General features: G+C 68.8%; 17 protein-coding genes. 10 read left to right on the top strand and 7 right to left on the bottom strand.

The window, feature by feature from the left end:
- The first annotated feature begins 47 nt into the window (after positions 1-47).
- Genes ACHAA3_RS09780 through ACHAA3_RS09790 form a run of 3 tightly spaced genes read left to right on the top strand, consistent with a single transcriptional unit; the run spans position 48 to position 2958 of the window.
- Positions 48-557 (top strand): PH domain-containing protein, encoded by a 510-nt coding sequence (locus ACHAA3_RS09780; protein ID WP_435708809.1) that lies wholly within the window; start codon positions 48-50, stop codon positions 555-557.
- Entirely contained in the window at positions 550-1878 is a 1329-nt protein-coding gene (locus ACHAA3_RS09785) for a PH domain-containing protein (protein WP_435708810.1), read from the top strand. The genes ACHAA3_RS09780 and ACHAA3_RS09785 overlap by 8 nt, the downstream gene beginning before the upstream one ends.
- Positions 1879-1932: 54 nt before the next feature.
- A complete protein-coding gene (locus ACHAA3_RS09790; protein WP_435708811.1) occupies positions 1933-2958 on the top strand; it encodes an aldo/keto reductase in 1026 nt (341 codons plus the stop codon).
- A gap of 124 nt (positions 2959-3082) precedes the next feature.
- On the opposite strand, the gene dusB is transcribed toward ACHAA3_RS09790, so the two are convergent.
- On the bottom strand, positions 3083-4228 hold the full coding sequence (dusB, locus tag ACHAA3_RS09795; RefSeq protein WP_435708812.1) for a tRNA dihydrouridine synthase DusB: 1146 nt from the start codon (positions 4226-4228) through the stop codon (positions 3083-3085).
- A 72-nt stretch (positions 4229-4300) separates the two neighbouring features.
- On the opposite strand from dusB, the gene ACHAA3_RS09800 reads away from it, so the two are divergent.
- Entirely contained in the window at positions 4301-5416 is a 1116-nt protein-coding gene (locus ACHAA3_RS09800; RefSeq protein WP_435708813.1) for a glycosyltransferase, read from the top strand.
- Here ACHAA3_RS09800 and mptB read toward each other — a convergent pair.
- Genes mptB through ACHAA3_RS09815 form a run of 3 tightly spaced genes read right to left on the bottom strand, consistent with a single transcriptional unit; the run spans position 5406 to position 8779 of the window.
- The gene (gene mptB / locus ACHAA3_RS09805) at positions 5406-6779 is read right to left on the bottom strand and encodes a polyprenol phosphomannose-dependent alpha 1,6 mannosyltransferase MptB (protein WP_435708814.1); all 1374 of its coding nucleotides are present in this window, start codon (positions 6777-6779) and stop codon (positions 5406-5408) included. The two genes, ACHAA3_RS09800 and mptB, sit on opposite strands and share 11 nt — an antisense overlap.
- A 39-nt stretch (positions 6780-6818) precedes the next feature.
- Positions 6819-7391: a hypothetical protein gene (locus tag ACHAA3_RS09810; protein ID WP_435708815.1), complete on the bottom strand. Its 573-nt coding sequence runs from the start codon at positions 7389-7391 to the stop codon at positions 6819-6821.
- Positions 7392-7393: 2 nt separating this feature from the next.
- On the bottom strand, positions 7394-8779 hold the full coding sequence (locus tag ACHAA3_RS09815; protein WP_435708816.1) for a glycine--tRNA ligase: 1386 nt from the start codon (positions 8777-8779) through the stop codon (positions 7394-7396).
- A 134-nt stretch (positions 8780-8913) separates the two neighbouring features.
- Between ACHAA3_RS09815 and ACHAA3_RS09820 the strand changes: the two genes are divergently transcribed.
- Genes ACHAA3_RS09820 through ACHAA3_RS09840 form a run of 5 tightly spaced genes read left to right on the top strand, consistent with a single transcriptional unit; the run spans position 8914 to position 12313 of the window.
- On the top strand, positions 8914-9870 hold the full coding sequence (locus ACHAA3_RS09820) for a metal ABC transporter substrate-binding protein (RefSeq protein WP_435708817.1): 957 nt from the start codon (positions 8914-8916) through the stop codon (positions 9868-9870).
- Positions 9867-10655, top strand: a complete 789-nt coding sequence (locus ACHAA3_RS09825; protein WP_435708818.1) for a metal ABC transporter ATP-binding protein — start codon at positions 9867-9869, stop codon at positions 10653-10655. Before ACHAA3_RS09820 ends, ACHAA3_RS09825 begins: the two co-directional genes overlap by 4 nt.
- Before the next feature lie 5 nt (positions 10656-10660).
- Positions 10661-11482, top strand: coding sequence for a metal ABC transporter permease (locus ACHAA3_RS09830; RefSeq protein ID WP_435708918.1), 822 nt, complete (start codon positions 10661-10663; stop codon positions 11480-11482).
- A gap of 2 nt (positions 11483-11484) precedes the next feature.
- Entirely contained in the window at positions 11485-11874 is a 390-nt protein-coding gene (locus tag ACHAA3_RS09835) for a Fur family transcriptional regulator (RefSeq protein WP_435708819.1), read from the top strand.
- A 22-nt stretch (positions 11875-11896) separates the two neighbouring features.
- The gene (locus tag ACHAA3_RS09840) at positions 11897-12313 is read left to right on the top strand and encodes a VOC family protein (RefSeq protein WP_435708820.1); all 417 of its coding nucleotides are present in this window, start codon (positions 11897-11899) and stop codon (positions 12311-12313) included.
- An 8-nt stretch (positions 12314-12321) separates the two neighbouring features.
- On the opposite strand, the gene ACHAA3_RS09845 is transcribed toward ACHAA3_RS09840, so the two are convergent.
- A complete protein-coding gene (locus ACHAA3_RS09845) occupies positions 12322-12975 on the bottom strand; it encodes a VOC family protein (RefSeq protein ID WP_435708821.1) in 654 nt (217 codons plus the stop codon).
- A 23-nt stretch (positions 12976-12998) separates the two neighbouring features.
- On the opposite strand from ACHAA3_RS09845, the gene ACHAA3_RS09850 reads away from it, so the two are divergent.
- Positions 12999-13451: a GNAT family N-acetyltransferase gene (locus ACHAA3_RS09850; protein WP_435708822.1), complete on the top strand. Its 453-nt coding sequence runs from the start codon at positions 12999-13001 to the stop codon at positions 13449-13451.
- On the opposite strand, the gene ACHAA3_RS09855 is transcribed toward ACHAA3_RS09850, so the two are convergent.
- Positions 13441-14217, bottom strand: coding sequence for a hypothetical protein (locus ACHAA3_RS09855; protein WP_435708823.1), 777 nt, complete (start codon positions 14215-14217; stop codon positions 13441-13443). The genes ACHAA3_RS09850 and ACHAA3_RS09855 overlap by 11 nt on opposite strands.
- Complete coding sequence (cimA, locus tag ACHAA3_RS09860; RefSeq protein WP_435708824.1) at positions 14214-15845, bottom strand: citramalate synthase; 1632 nt, start codon at positions 15843-15845, stop codon at positions 14214-14216. Before cimA ends, ACHAA3_RS09855 begins: the two co-directional genes overlap by 4 nt.
- Between the last annotated feature and the right edge of the window lie 43 nt (positions 15846-15888).

Consider the following 15888-nt stretch of genomic DNA (forward strand, 5'->3'; position numbering starts at 1 on the left):
CGGGTCGGCTCAGGTCAACTGACAGTCTGGCGCTCTAGCATGGCGTCATGGCTCGCCACGATTCCGTTGAGACTCTGTTCGCCTCGCCGACGGGCGAGTGGCAACGCGTCTCCCCCGCCCTCGCCACCATCCACCGCATCAGCATGACCGTTCCGGCCATCGTGTTGGCCCTGGTCGCCCTCGTCGTGACCGCGCTGGTCCCCGATCTGCGCTGGATTCCCGGCATCGTCGCCGTGTTGTTGATCGCCGAGGCGGTGTTCTCGTTCATCTGGGCCGGGCGCACCCAGCGCGCATGGGGCTATGCCGAGAACGAGCAGGATCTGTTGGTGACCTCAGGCGTCATGTTCCGTCGCCTCGTGGCCGTGCCCTACGGACGCATGCAGTTCGTGGACGTCCAGGCCGGCCCGCTGCAGCGAGCCTTCGGCGTCGCGACCGTCACTCTCCACACGGCCAGCTCCGAGACCACGTCGGACATTCCTGGTCTCCCCGCAGACGAGGCGACGCGCCTGCGCAACCGGCTCACCGAGCTGGGCGAGTCCAGGGGCGCCGGTGTCTGAGCAGACCGAGCAGGTCGGGCCCGAGGCGGTCGGACTCCGCACCCACCCCCTCACCGCGCTGGTGCAGGGAGCACTGTGGGCGGCCGGTGGCGCGGTGGCCCTGCTGGGCTCGGCCATCTCCGGCGACGGATGGGGTGACCTCGGGCTGCTGGTGAGCCTCGGCATCGCCGTGGTTGCCGGGCTCGTCCTCGGTCTCGGATTCGGGTACCTCAGCTGGTTGTTCACCCGGTACGTCATCGACGGGACCGAGCTGCGCATCACCAGTGGCGTGCTGACCAAGGCCTCGCGGCGCATCCCGTACGAGCGGATCCAGTCCGTCGACATCGCCGAGCCGTTGGTGGCTCGCGTCCTCGGTCTCGCCGAGCTGCGCATCGAGATGGCCGGCGGCAGCAAGTCGCGCACCTCGCTGCGCTTCCTGCCGCTGGCCGACGTGCGAGAGCTGCGTCGACTGCTGCTCGCTCACGCGCATGGTCAGGACATCGCCGAGCCGATCGAGGATGCCGACGCCCGTGAGGACGACGAGGATCGTCGATCTCTCATCACCCGGGTGCCACCGCAGCGCATCATCATCGGCACCCTGCTCTCGCTCGATCTCGCCTTCGCGGTGTTCGGCCTCCTGGTGGCGCTCGCGGTCGCCATCTGGTTCGGTGAGTTCCTCGTCGCGATCGGCGGCCTGCTGCCATTCGGTTCCGCAGTGTTCTCCATCGTGACCAAGCGCGTGATCGAGCAGTGGGACTTCCAGCTCTCCCGCGGCGAGCGTGGACTGCGCATCGAGCGCGGACTGCTGTCGCGCACGTCGCAGACCATTCCCTACGACCGTGTACAGGGCATCGCGATCAAGGAGCCGCTGGTGTGGCGCCGCTTCGGGTGGCTGCGCCTCGAGGTCGACGTCGCCGGATATGCGGGACAGAGCAGCGAAGACGGCTCCACGTCGGTCTCGACCCTGCTGCCGATCAGCGACGCGCCCTTGGCCCACGCGATCATCGCCGAGCTGATTCCGGGCACCCTCATCACACCTGAGACCCGCACGGCCGCTCCATCCCGGGCCAAGCTGTTCGCTCCCATCGGGTGGCGCTACCGCTGGGCCGGCGCCGACGACTCGGCGTTCATCGCCTCGCAGGGCTGGATCCAACGCACCACCAGCCTCGTGCCGCACCACAAGACACAGTCGGTCGAGCTCAAGCAGGGCCCTCTCCAGCGGTGGCGCAACGTCGCGACGGTCGAGGTCCACTCCCCGCCCGGGCCGGTCAACGCCGACGGCACGCACCTCGACGCCGCGAGTGCGCGCGTCATCTGGCAAGAACAGCTTGACCGGATCTGAGTGCCGCTGCGGTCGTGCTCCGCGGCTCGCGGGCCCGGGGCGTACGTTCGCAGCATGGAGTACACGAGCCTCGGACGTACCGGAATGAAGGTCAGCCCCCTGTGCCTGGGGGCGATGATGTTCGGCCCGTGGGGCGAGCCGGACCATGACGCGGCGATCGGCGTCATCCATGCTGCGCTGGACGCAGGCATCAACTTCGTCGACACCGCTGACATCTACTCGCAGGGCGAGTCCGAGGTCATCGTCGGCAAGGCGCTGAAGGGCAGGCGCGACGACGTCGTGCTGGCGACCAAGTTCCACGGCCCCATGGACGTGCCGATGGGCGAGGAGGGCGACCCCAACCGTCGCGGCAACTCCCGCCGCTGGATCGTGCGCGAGGTCGAGGACAGCCTGCGTCGCCTGCAGACCGACTGGATCGATCTGTATCAGGTGCACCGGCCCGACGGAGTCACCGAGGACGAGGAGACCCTCTCGGCGCTCACCGACCTGCAGCGGGCCGGCAAGATCCGCGCCTTCGGCTCCTCCACCTTCCCTGCGCACCACATGGTCGAGGCGCAGTGGACCTCGCAGCAGCGCCACCTCGGCCGCTACGTCACCGAGCAGCCGCCATACTCCCTGCTGGTGCGCGGCATCGAGGCCGACGTGCTGCCGGTCGCGCAGAAGCACGGCATGGGTGTCATCCCGTGGAGCCCGTTGGCTGGCGGCTGGCTCACCGGCCGCTTCCGCAAGGGCCAAGACCTACCGAGGACGAACCGCGCCACGCTCACCCCCGGCATGTACGACGACGACGCCAAGCTGGAGATCGTCGAGCAGCTCAATCTGCTCGCCGAGGACGCGGGCATCTCGATGGTGCACCTGGCGCTGGCCTTCGTGATGCAGCACCCCGCCGTGACGGCGCCGATCATCGGCCCGCGCACCATGGAACAGCTCGAGAGCCAGATCGGCGCCACCGACGTGACCCTGAGCGCCGACGTGCTGGACCGGATCGACGAGATCGTGCCCCCGGGCCGCAACGTCTCGGCCGACGACGCCGGATTCAAGCCCGAGTCGCTGCTCGACCCGAGCCTGCGCCGCAGCTGAGTGGGGCCGCCCGGTGGGCGGTGACATAGCGTCCCATCAGCGCGTTTAGCGGTGATCTTGCGTCGTTTCGAGGGTTCGGATGGGACGCAAGGTCACCGCTGCCGGACCCCGGGCGCCCGTCGGGTCAGCCTCCGCTGGTGCCGTCCTCGGCCAGCGGGTCGAGTGGTTCGAGGACCTCACGGCTGTCGAGCCACCCGTAGGGCACCGTGACCTTCTTGGGCGTGCCCTGTCGCCCGCGGGGTGTGCCGAGCTCGCCGACCGGATACGGCTCCGTGGGGTCCAGCTCGCCCAGCAGGTCGTCCAGATCGGCAAACGACGACACCATGCCGAGCTGCTTGCGCACCGTGCTGCCAGCCGCGAAACCCTTCAGATACCAGGCGATGTGCTTGCGGAACTCGATGCAGCCGCGCTCCTCCCCGGAGATCTCGGCCAGCAGCTCAGCATGCCGGCGCATGACGGCCGCGACCTCCCCGAGCGTCGGCAGCTCCAGCACGTCCTCGCCCGAGAAGGCCGCCGCGAGATCGCGGAACAGCCACGGTCGACCGAGGCAGCCCCGACCCACCACGACACCGTCGCAACCGGTCTGCTCGACCATGCGGATCGCGTCGGCAGCCTCCCAGATGTCGCCGTTGCCCAGCACCGGGATGTCGCTGACCGATGCCTTGAGCTCGGCGATGGAGTCCCAGTCAGCCTCGCCCGAGTAGTGCTGCACCGCGGTGCGGCCGTGCAGCGCGATGGCCGCGGTGCCGGTGTCGGCGGCGATGCGACCGGCATCCAGATACGTGAGGTGGTCGTCGTCGATGCCCTTGCGGGTCTTCATCGTGACCGGCACCCCGAACGGGGCCGCGGCACCCACTGCAGCAGTGAGGATCTGGCCGAGGAGACGGTCCTTCCACGGCAGCGCCGCTCCCCCGCCCTTGCGGGTCACCTTGGGCACGGGGCAGCCGAAGTTGAGGTCGACGTGGTCGACTCCGTGCTCCTCGCAGAGAATGGCGACCGCACGCCCGATCGTGTCCGGGTCGATGCCGTACAGCTGCACTGACCGGAACTGCTCGTTGGGCGCGAACCGCAGCATCGACAGGCTGGTCGGGTCGCGTTCGACGATGCCGCGCGAGGTGATCATCTCGCAGACGTACAGCCCCGCCCCCTGCTCCGCGCACAGCTGCCGGAACGCCGCGTTGGTGACACCGGCCATCGGCGCCAGCACCACAGGGATGTCGACGCTGATCGGTCCCAGACGCAGCGGGCCCGGGAGGATGGAGGTGCTCACACCGCCATTGTTCCACCGCGACAGACATGCAGGCGTTCCCACCCGTTCATCTCGCACCGGCAGGGTCTGCCTGTGCGCATCGCCCAGCTCGCGAACTTCGTCGGCCCCTCCTCGGGCGGCATGAAGACCGCCCTGACAGCTCTCGGCCAGGGATACACCGACGCGGGAGTGCCACGCCTGCTCGTCGTGCCCGGCCCCACCGACTCGATCACGACCTCCGAGGCCGGAGACGTCGTGCAGGTCCGGGCACCCCAGGTGGGTGGCGGCTACCGACTGATCGTCGAGCCGTGGCGGGTCATCGACGTGCTCGAACGCTTCGCGCCGACCAGCGTCGAGCTCAGCGACAAGCTCACCCTGCTGCCGGTCTCGCGCTGGGCCCGCCGCAGCGGCGTCCGATCGACCCTGTTCTCGCACGAGCGTCTCGACGACATGTTCGCTCTCCGCACCGGATTCGAGACGAGCTCGCGGGTGTCGATCAAGTTGCTCAACCGCATCCTGGTGCGCAGCTTCGACTCGATCGTCGTGACCTCCGACTACGCCCGTCGCGAGTTCCAGACGCTGGCCGATGCCGCGCGGTGCCCCATGGAGCAGGTTCCGCTCGGGGTCGACCTGGCCACCTTCCGCCCCGGCCCCGAACCGACCACCACCGACACCCTGCGCCTCGTGCACTTCGGCCGCCTGTCCCGAGAGAAGTCGCCCCACCTCGCCGTGGAGACCGCCCTGGAGCTGCACCGACGCGGGACGTCGGTGCAGCTCGACGTGTACGGCGACGGGCCGCACCGCGCTGAGCTCGAAGAACTGGCCTCGGGGACGCCCGTGCGGTTCCACGGTCATGTCGACGACCGCCGACAGCTCGCCGACCACATCTCGCGAGCCGACGTGAGCTTGTCGGTGTGCCCCAGCGAGACGTTCGGGCTGGCCGTCCTGGAAGCGCTCGCGTGCGGCACCCCGGTGGTCACGGCCGACTCCGGCGGCGCGCACGAGCTGGTCGATGCCACGTCTGGTGCGTGGGCACCGGCCGACGCCGCCTCCCTGGCCGACGCGGTGCTCGACGTCGCGGCTCAGCCGATCCGGAAGCGGCGCGCCGCCGCGCGGGCGCGCGCCGAGCAGTTCCCGTGGGCGGCGTCGGTGGAGCGCATGCTGGCGGTCCACGCGGGTGAACCCCGCGAGGTGCCGGTCACCGCGTGAGCGTCTCGAGCCGCTCACGCCCCCGAGGCGTGAGCAGCAGCCCGGCTCCGAGCAGCGCCGCGAGCATGGTGACCAGCACGATCGCGAGATAGGCGCCGTGCAGCGAGGAGTCGAGCGGTGCGACGAGGCCCAGCAGCACCGCCAGCACCAGAACCGCGGTACCGACCGGGCGGGACCATCGCACGGTCGCCACGAACGGCAGCACCCACAGGAAGTACCACAGGTGCACCACCGGCCCCAGCACGACGACGGTGCCCACCGCGACGGCGACAGCACGAGTCGCCGCAGGCCGCGTTCCGGTCGGCGACCGCAGGGCCATCCAGGCCAGGGTTGCCACCGCGACGACGGTGCCGACCAGTCGTACGACGGTCACCGATCCCCATGCCTGCCCCACCACCGTGGTGATCGACAGCACCGTGTTGACCTCGCCCGGCACCGCGAGGGCTGCGATCCAGCCATGTCCCGTCCCGACCAGCACGCCGGCGAGCCACAGCACCGCCGAAGACACCCCCGCCACCGCGACGAACCGGCTCAGACGTGCCCGCATCGACGCCGCGACCGGCAGGCTCACCAGCACCACGCCGAGACAGACCAGTCCCCCGGGCGCCTTGACGCCCGCTGCCAAGCCGCCCACGACAGCGCCCCAGACCCAACCGTGCTCTGCGGCGAGAACCAGGGCGACGGCCATCAGTCCCGCCATCAGCAGGTCGTTGTGCAGTCCCCCGATGCCATTGGCCATCATCAGGGGGGACGCCAGGACGACAGCACTGGCGAGCGCCGGGTTGACCCCCGACCACTGGGCGAGCCGTGGCACGGCCCAGGCGAGGAGCGCCACGCCCAGCAGGGCCACGCCACGATGGGCGATGACGAGCAGCCACGGGTCGGTCGTGACGTGGGCGAAACCGCCTCCCAGAGCGAGGGGGATGGGCCCGTACGGCGTCATCGTCGCGAGCCAGCGCCCGTCGACGGCTTCGATGATCGGACCGCCGAGGATGACCGGCCCGTGCTCGTACGGTGATAGGTCGGCCCGCATGAGAGCCCCCTGAGCGGCGTACGACCACCCGTCGCGCGAGAACAGCGGAGGAGCCAGCAGCAGGGGCACGGACCAGCACACCGCCGCGAGCCGTGACGACCGCAGGTCGCCTTCATCGTGGCTCACCGACCGACACAGTCCGAGCCAGGCGTGAGCCAGGAGCCCGAGCCCCAGCATCACGAGACTCAGGCCCGCCATGCGACCACCGATCCCCGAACGAAGCGACTGCAGCAGCGCCGAATCGCCCACCCAGGAGGATTCGGGTACGACGGACACGACCAACCCACCGATCAGGACCAGCAGGCTGCCGATGGATCCACGAACGAGCACGCCACGACCCTAGGGAGGCCACGTGAACCGAGGATGACGTCAGGGCTTCCAGCGCACCGCAGTTGCCGGATCGCTCGAGACCGCGTCGATGGACACGAGCGTGCGGCCCTCCGGCACCAGAAACACCATGCACAACTCTGCGGTGTCGCCGGGCAGAAAGGTCTCCGGCAGCTGTCCGCCCTGGCACGGCTCGAACTCCCCGTTGATCACGTTGGGCGCGACGATCATGTCGGTGTCGTCATGCACCACGAACGGTGCACCCAGTCCCCCGAGACCGGCCGGTCCGTCATTGGTGACGGTCGCCGTGACGTAGTAGGGCGTGGACTTCTTGCTCGCCTCGTCGAGGGAGAAGAACTCGAAGTCCTTGATCTTCCCGCGGGTGACCTTCTTCGGCATGGCCGTGATCGCGCTGGCTGCGCCGTCACCGGTCTCGAACACCACGGTGGCCGGCTTGCCGATCTCCAGCTCGGTACCGGCTGGCGTCAGCTCGACGCCTGCGGGCACATCGAACCCCTTCGGAGCGGTCGCCTCCGGCTCGTCGGCCGAGTCATCGGAACCACATCCCGACAGCAGCACGAGCGCTGCGATCACTGCGACGGCCACCGCCTTCATGGTCAGCAGCCCGGCAGCCGCGCCGCGAGGTACGACGTGACCTGGTCCAGCGCGACGCGCTCCTGGGTCATGGTGTCGCGCTCGCGGATCGTGACGGCATGGTCGGAGGCGGTGTCGAAGTCGACGGTGATGCAGAACGGGGTGCCGATCTCGTCCTGTCGCCGGTACCGCTTGCCGATGGCTGCCGCGTCGTCGAAGTCGACGTTCCAGAACTGGCGCAGCTCGGCGGCCAGGTCGCGCGCCTTGGGCGAGAGATCCTCGTTGCGTGACAGGGGCAGCACAGCAGCCTTGCACGGCGCGAGTCGGGGATCGAGCTTGAGCACGGTGCGCTTGTCGACGCCGCCCTTGGAGTTGGGCGCCTCGTCCTCGGTGTAGGCGTCGATCAAAAAGGCCATCATCGAGCGGTTCACGCCCGCCGCCGGTTCGATCACGTACGGCGTCCAGCGCTCGCCGGTGGCCTGGTCGAAGAACTGCAGATCCTTGCCGGAGTGCTCGCTGTGCGTCTTGAGATCGAAGTCGGTGCGGTTCGCGATGCCCTCGAGCTCGCCCCACGCGGATCCCGCGAACTCGAACTTGTACTCGATGTCGACGGTGCGCTTGGAGTAGTGCGAGAGCTTCTCGGCCGGGTGCTCGAACTTCCGGAGATTGTCCGGTGAGATTCCCAGCGAGACGTACCAGGCAAGCCGCTCGTTGATCCAGTAGTCGTGCCATTGTTCATCGTCCCCCGGTGCGACAAAGTATTCCATCTCCATCTGCTCGAACTCGCGAGTGCGGAAGATGAAGTTTCCGGGGGTGATCTCGTTGCGGAAGCTCTTGCCGATCTGCCCGATGCCGAACGGCGGCTTCTTGCGCGAGGTGGTCATGACCTGAGCAAAGTTCACGAAGATGCCCTGAGCGGTCTCGGGCCGCAGGTAGTGCAGGCCCTCCTCGGACTCCACCGGACCGAGGAAGGTCTTGAGCAGTCCGTTGAACATGCGTGGCTCGGTCCACTGACCGCGCGTGCCGCAGTTCTCACACGCGATGAGCTCCATCTCGACCGCGTCGGGGTCGGACAGGTCCTTCTTCTCGGCGAACGCCTCCTGCAGGTGGTCCTGGCGGTAGCGCCGGTGGCAGTTCTGGCACTCGACCAGTGGATCGACGAAGGCCGCAAGGTGACCCGAGGCCTCCCACACCGCGGTGGGCAGGATCACCGAGGAGTCGAGGCCGACCACGTCGTCGCGGCCCTGCACCATCGAGCGCCACCACTGGCGCTTGATGTTGTCCTTGAGCTCGACACCGAGCGGGCCGTAGTCCCAGGCGGACTTGGTGCCGCCGTAGATCTCACCGCACTGGTAGACAAATCCCCTGCGCTTGCTGAGGCTGATGACGTGGTCGACTGTGGTGGCCATGCGTGGGGACGTCCTGTCCGGCTGGGTGTCGGCGGGCCTGAGCTGATCGCCATGGCGGTCAGCACCCGAGATGTGACCGATTCTACGTCACTCCGGTTTGACAATGGTTCCCATCGAGAGTGAGAATCATTTCCATGAAGCGATCCGCCCTCCTGCCCGTCCTGCCCGCACTCGCTCTCCTCCTCGCCGGCTGTGGGGGCACCGCAGGGGCCGACGACGGCCGACCCAGCGTGGTCGCGTCGTTCTATCCCTTCGCATTCGTGACCGAGCAGGTCGGCGGGTCGCTCATCCAGGTCGACAACCTCACGTCTCCCGGCGTCGAGCCGCACGACCTCGAGCTCGCGCCGCAGCAGGTCGGTGACGTGCAGGATGCGGACCTGGTGGTGTTCGAGACGGGCTTCCAGGCCGCGATCGACGATGCCGTGAAGACCGCCGACCGCGCCGACGGCACCACGATCGACATCGCGGACGTCGTCGACCTGCTGCCCGCCGCCGAAGGTGAGGAGCACGACCACGAGGGTGAGGAGCACGAAGGTGAGGAGCACGAGGGTGAGGACCACGATCACGGCGATGTCGACCCCCACACGTGGCTGGACCCGCAGAACATGGTGAAGGCGACCCGAGCCGTCGAAGCCTCGCTGGCCGATCTCGACCCGGCCAACGCCGAGACCTATGCGAGCAACGCCGATGCCTTCGTCGCACAGCTGGAGGACCTGGACGCCGACTTCACCGCTGGGCTCGAGACCTGCGAGACCCGCACCATCGTCACGAGCCACGCGGCCTTCGCGTACCTGTCGGACCGCTACGACCTCACCCAGGAACCGATCGCCGGCATCGACCCGTCCAACGAGCCGTCGCCCCGCGACCTGGCCGACATCACCTCGCTGGTGCGCGAGGAGGGCATCACGACGATCTTCACCGAGGAGCTGGTCAGCCCGGCCGTCGCTCGCACCATCGCCGATGAGACGGGCGCCGAGATCGCCACCCTCGATCCCATCGAGGGTCTGAGCTCGGACACCAGCGACGAGACGTACCTGACCCTCATGGAGAACAACCTCGAGGCCCTGCGTACGGCAAACTCCTGTTCGTGAGCACTGACTTCGTAAGCACTGGCCCGCTGGTGGCCCAGGACGTCCACGTCTCCCTGGACGGCCGATCCGTCCTGCACGGGGTCGACCTGCGCGTCGGCCCCGGGGAGCTGGTGGTGCTCCTGGGCGCCAACGGATCGGGCAAGTCCACTCTCGTGCGCGCGGCCGTGGGTCTCGTCCCCATGACGTCGGGGCGCATCGAGCTGTTCGGCACTGTTCTGGACCAGTTCAAGGATCGCTCGCGGCTCGGCTACGTGCCCCAACGGATGCACGCGTCCGGCGGGGTGCCGGCCACGGTCCACGAGGTGGTGCTCAGCGGACGGCTGGCCCAGCGCCGCCTGTTCGCCCGGCGTTCCGCAGCGGACCTCGCCGCCGTCGAGACCGCCCTCGACCGCGTGGACCTGGCCGATCGGGCACTTTCCTCGGTCAATGCACTGTCCGGAGGCCAGCAGCAGAGGGTCCTCATCGCGCGGGCCCTTGCCGGCGGGGCCGACCTGTTGGTGATGGACGAGCCGACCGCGGGCGTCGACCACTCCCACCAGGAGACGCTGTCCGACCTGATGGGCACGCTGCTCACCGAGGGGACCTCCGTGCTGCTCGTCGCCCACGAGCTCGGCGCCATGCGACCCCTGATCCACCGGGCCGTCGTGCTCGACCAGGGCCGAGTGGTCCACGACGGACCGGTCGAGGAGATCGACCACCCCGGCGGCAACCACGAGTCACACACCCACCTGCACACCGGGGCTCCGGTGCGCGAGAGCATCCAGGGCGAGGGGGTCTGGCCGTGATCGAGATGCTCGACTACGACTTCATGCGTCGCGCCCTGCTGGCCGCGGTCTTCACCGGGCTCGCAGCACCGGCGATCGGCACCTTCTTGGTGCAACGTCGCCTGGCTCTGCTGGGCGACGGTCTGGGTCACGTGGCGCTGACCGGAGTCGCGCTCGGCCTGCTGACCGGCGTCGCTCCCCTGCTCACCGCCGTCGTGGTCGCCGCTCTCGGCGCCCTGCTGATCGAGCTGCTGCGCGCCGCCGGCCGCACCAGCGGGGACGTCGCGCTCGCCATGCTGTTCTACGGCGGAATCGCCGGTGGCGTCATGCTGGCCGGTCTGGCCGGAGAGAGCGCCGCGAACCTCAACGCCTACCTGTTCGGATCCATCACCACGGTCTCCAGCAGCGACCTGATCGTGGTCGGCGTGCTCGGCGCCATCGTCGTCGTGCTGTCGCTCGGTCTCGCACCCCAGCTGTTCGCGGTGTGCCAGGACGAGGACCACGCCCGCGTCAGCGGGATCCCGGTGCTCTGGATGAGCATCCTCATCTCGATCCTGGCCGCCGTCACGATCACCGTCGCGATGCGCACCGTCGGTCTGCTGCTGGTCTCGGCGCTCATGGTCGTTCCGGTGGCGGCATCCCAGCAGCTGACCCGCAGCTTTCGAGCGACCCACCTGTCCGCGATGGGAATCGGTCTGGCGGTCGCCCTGGGCGGCGTGGTCGGCAGCTACCAGATCCGCACGTCTCCGGGACCGACCATCGTCATCCTGGCGATCGCCGTGTTCGGGGTGCTGGCCGTGGTCGCGGCGCTGCTGCGGCGGTTCCGACGGGTCGGTACCGTGGGCTGACCATGGTCGAGACACAACGCAACACCCGCCAGCGCCGAGCCGTCGCCGCGATCCTGGACGAGCTCAACGGATTCGCCAGCGCCCAGGACATCCATGACGCTCTGCGCCACAAGGGCGACTCGGTCGGTCTGTCGACGGTCTACCGCAACCTGCAGGCCATGGCCGATACCGCCGAGGTCGACGTCCTGCGCAACGGCGAGGGCGAGGCCCTGTACCGCCAGTGCAGCGCCGGGCACCACCACCACCTCGTGTGCCGCTCGTGCGGTCGGACCGTCGAGGTCGAGGGCCCCACGGTCGAGACCTGGGCCGACTCGGTCGCGGCGAAGCACGGTTTCACCAATGTCGAGCACACGCTGGAGATCTTCGGCACCTGCTCGGCGTGCGCCACCTGAGACTCGGTGACATCGTGGCGACATGGCCATCTCCACGAGTGCATACGCCCACGTCCGCCTGACCGTCACCGACATCGACGTCTCGCGCAGATTCTACGAAGACGTCTTCGGTCTCCCCGTCGCCTTCGAGATGCCGGCCGATGCCGACGAGGAGACGCGCGAGCAGCTGTCGTTCCTCTTCGGCGGCGTCATCTACCAGCTCGGCGACTCGCTGCTGGGACTGCGACCGGTCGGATCCGGCACCTTCGACGAGGACGGCACCGGCCTGGACCACGTGAGCTTCGCACTGGCCTCGCGCGCCGACCTCGACGACGCCGCCACCCAGCTCGACGGTCTCGGCATCGCCCACGAGGGCGTCAAGGACATCGGTGCAGGCTTCATCCTGGAGTTCCGCGACCCCGACAACATCGCTCTCGAGCTCTTCGCGCCTGCTGGCTGAGCCGCGGTTCAGTGCTCCCGCGTCACGTGGGTGCACAGGCAGACCTGGTTGCCGTGCGGGTCGGCCAGCACCCAGAACCGCGGCGCCTGGTCCTCCGAGACCAGCGTGCCGCCAGCCGCGAGAGCCGCGGCAACCCGTGATTCCACCTGCTCCGGGGGCACCCGGAGGTCGAGGTGGAAGCGCTGGTGCGGGTGCTCGTGCGGCTCGCACCGCTGGAACCAGATGGTCGGCACCCGGTGGGAAGGATCGGTGACCTCATCGTCGCCGAACTCCTCCATCGCCAGCACCGCGGCCCAGAACGGTCGCACCTCGTCGACGTCCCACGTGTCGAGCGCGATCTCGAGGCGCTGCACCGCCGAGGGATCAGCCGACACCCCCAGGTCCGCGGCGAGCTCGCTGATGCGGCGAGCGAGGTCGGCGTCGCGCTGGGTCTTGCCTCCGACGTCGTGGCTCCTGAGCAGCACGTCGACGTGACCGTAGCGCAGCTCTATGTCGGGGTGATGGTTGGCGACCTCGGCCGCCTCTCCGATCGCGTTGACCAGCTTCAGCCCGGTCACGAAGTCGCCGGTCGCGAATCGGGCCTCGATCGCGTCGTACATCGGACGCCAGTCGTCAAGACCCAAGCGGTCGATCTGGTCACCGGACAGCAGCTCGTCAGCCATGTGCCTCACCCTAGGCTGATCTCGTGACCGATCAACCCCTCATCAGCAAGGCCGGCGACACCTTGGCCGCCTCCGACGTCTACGGCATCTGGAAGATTCGCGACGCCGTCTTCGCCGTCGAGCAGCAGTGCGACGAGCCCGATGTCGACGACCAGGACCTCCTCGAGGCCACGCACCACCTGTGGTTCGAGGACGCCGAGGGGCCCACCAGCTACGTGCGTCTCCTGACTGATCCCGACGGCGCTCGCCGTGTCGGCCGTGTCTGCACGCGCCGCGAGCACCGCGGCGCCGGTCAGTCGGGGCGCCTCGTGCAGGAGGTCACCCGGGTGTGGGGCGACGGCGTTCTGCACCTCAACGCCCAGGCACACCTCGAGGACTGGTACGGCCGCTTCGGCTACGTGCGCACCGGCGAGAACTTCATGGAGGCCGGTATCGACCACGTGCCCATGCAACGGGATCCGGGCATCATTCGCTGAGGTCGGAGATCGCGATGAGCGACTCGGTCAGGTCACCCTCGACCGCCGTGGCGTAGTTCTCGAGGGCGGTGATGCCGGCCTGGTACTGGTCGGCGTAGGTGAACGTGTAGTTCTGGTTGGCGTCGATCGAGTTGGCCAGCGCGGTGGCCTCGTCGATCACGTGCTGCACGGCGCCGGTGACCGTGTCCGCGACGTCCTGGCCGTCCTCGGGCACCGGGACCTGCGCCAGCTCGTCGCGGGCCTGCACGAACCTCGGAATCAGCCCGGTGCGCAACGACCCGCTGCTCGAGAGCAACGTGCCCTCGACGAAGTCCTCGACACGCAGGTCGAGCACCTCGCGCGCGGCGGCGATGTAGGTGAAGGACACCTCGGCCCTATCCAGCTCCTCGCCGAGCTCGATGTAGGGCTGCAGCAGCGTCTCCTCGACGCGGACCGCCTCGGTGTACGTGCTGGAGCTCTCGACCCCGGTCGACTCCTCGTCCAGGTCGGGCAGCGCGGGAGGATTCTGCACCGCGTTCTCGAGTGCGCTCGCGATGGCCGCCGGGTCGTCCTGGTCGGCCTCCTCGACCGCGGTGGCCACCTGCTTCTGGAACGTCGCCACCGCGCTCAGGTAGTCGGCGCCAGCGGCGTCAGCGCTCTCGATCTGGTCGGCCTGTTCCTGGCTCTGCACCACGACGAACCCACCCACGGCGACGGCGAGCAGCACCGTGACCGCCACCGGCAGGAACAGCAGCGCGCGCCGGGGCCGGGCGGCCCGAGCACTCATCTGAGAGGAGCGACACCGTGGTGCCGCAGACCGAAGGTGAAGGCGTCGACGAGTGCCTGCCACGACGCCTCGATGATGTTGGGCCCGACCCCGACCGTGACCCAGGTGTCCTTGCCGTCTGAGGTCTCGATCAACACCCGGGTGACCGCGTCGGTCCCGTGCCCCTGGTCGAGGATGCGCACCCGAAAGTCGGTCAGGTGGAATCGTGCGACGTCGGGGTACACCCGTTCGATCGCCTGCCGCAGCGCATGATCGAGCGCATTGACCGGACCATTGCCCTCACCGACCACCGCGAGCCGCTCACCGCCAGCGAACAGCTTGACCGTCGCCTCCGACAACGCTGAGGCGCTGCGGCTGGATTCGGCGGAGACGCGCCACGACTCCAGGTCGAAGAATGACGGACGACGCCCCTCGACCTCCTCGGCCAGCAGCAGCTCGAAGGACGCATCGGCGGCCTCGAAGGTGTAGCCCTCGGACTCCATGGCCTTGACCCGGTCGGTGACGCGGGCCAGCTGGTCCGGATCACGGGTCAGGTCGAATCCGAGCTCGCGCCCCTTCAGCTCGATGGTGGCGCGACCGGCCATCTCCGAGACCAGCAGGCGCATGTCATTGCCCACCAGTGCCGGATCGACGTGCTGGTACAGGTCCGGATCGACCCGGATGGCGCTGGCGTGCAGGCCCGCCTTGTGCGCGAACGACGAGACTCCGGTGTACGGCTGACGGGCGTGCGGCGGGTAGTTGGTGATCTCGCTGATGGCGTGCGAGATGCGGGTGGCATCGGCCAGGCGGCTCCGCCCGAGATCTGTGGCGGGCAGCAGCGACATGCCGAGCTTGAGCTCGAGATTGGCCACGCACGTGACCAGGTCGGCGTTCCCGGTGCGCTCGCCGTATCCGTTGATGCAGCCCTGCAGGTGCGTGGCACCAGCACGAACTGCCGCCATGGAGTTCGCGACGGCGCAACCGGTGTCGTTGTGGGCGTGGATGCCGAGGCGGGCACCCGCCCTCATCACGTCGGTGACGACGTCGGTGACCAGGTGCGGCAGCATGCCGCCGTTGGTGTCGCACAGGACGACGACCTCGGCTCCGGCCTCGGCCGCCGTGCAGACGACCTCGAGGGCGTAGTCGCGGTTGTCGGCGTAACCGTCGAAGAAGTGCTCGAGGTCGACGAAGACCCGCTGGCCGTTGCCGATCAGGTGCTCCACCGAGTCACGGATCATGGCCAGGTTCTCATCCAGCGTGGTGCGCAACGCCTTGAGGACGTGCTGGTCGTGGCTCTTGGCCACCAGAGTGACCACCGACGCGCCGGACTCGCGGAGCGCGGCCAGCAGGGGGTCGTCGGCCGCGGCGACGTTGGGACGACGGGTGGCGCCGAAGGCCGCGAGCGTGGCGTTGTCGAGGTCCAGCTCCTTGGCGGCGAGAGCGAAGAACTCCGTGTCCTTGGGGCTCGAGCCGGGCCATCCCCCCTCGATGTATCCCACACCGAGATCGTCCAGGTGCCGCGCGATGTGCAGCTTGTCCTGGACCGACAGGTTGAGGCCCTCCTGCTGGGCGCCGTCGCGCATGGTCGTGTCGTACACGTGGAAGTCCGAGGCAGCCTGGCGCCCGGGGCTCTGCTGTCCTGCGGTCACGATCAGTTCCTCGTCGATGGGGTGTCGCTCACAAAAAAAGCCC

Origin of the sequence: Aeromicrobium sp. CF3.5 (assembly GCF_051262695.1) — a bacterium.
Classification (GTDB): Bacteria; Actinomycetota; Actinomycetes; order Propionibacteriales; family Nocardioidaceae; genus Aeromicrobium.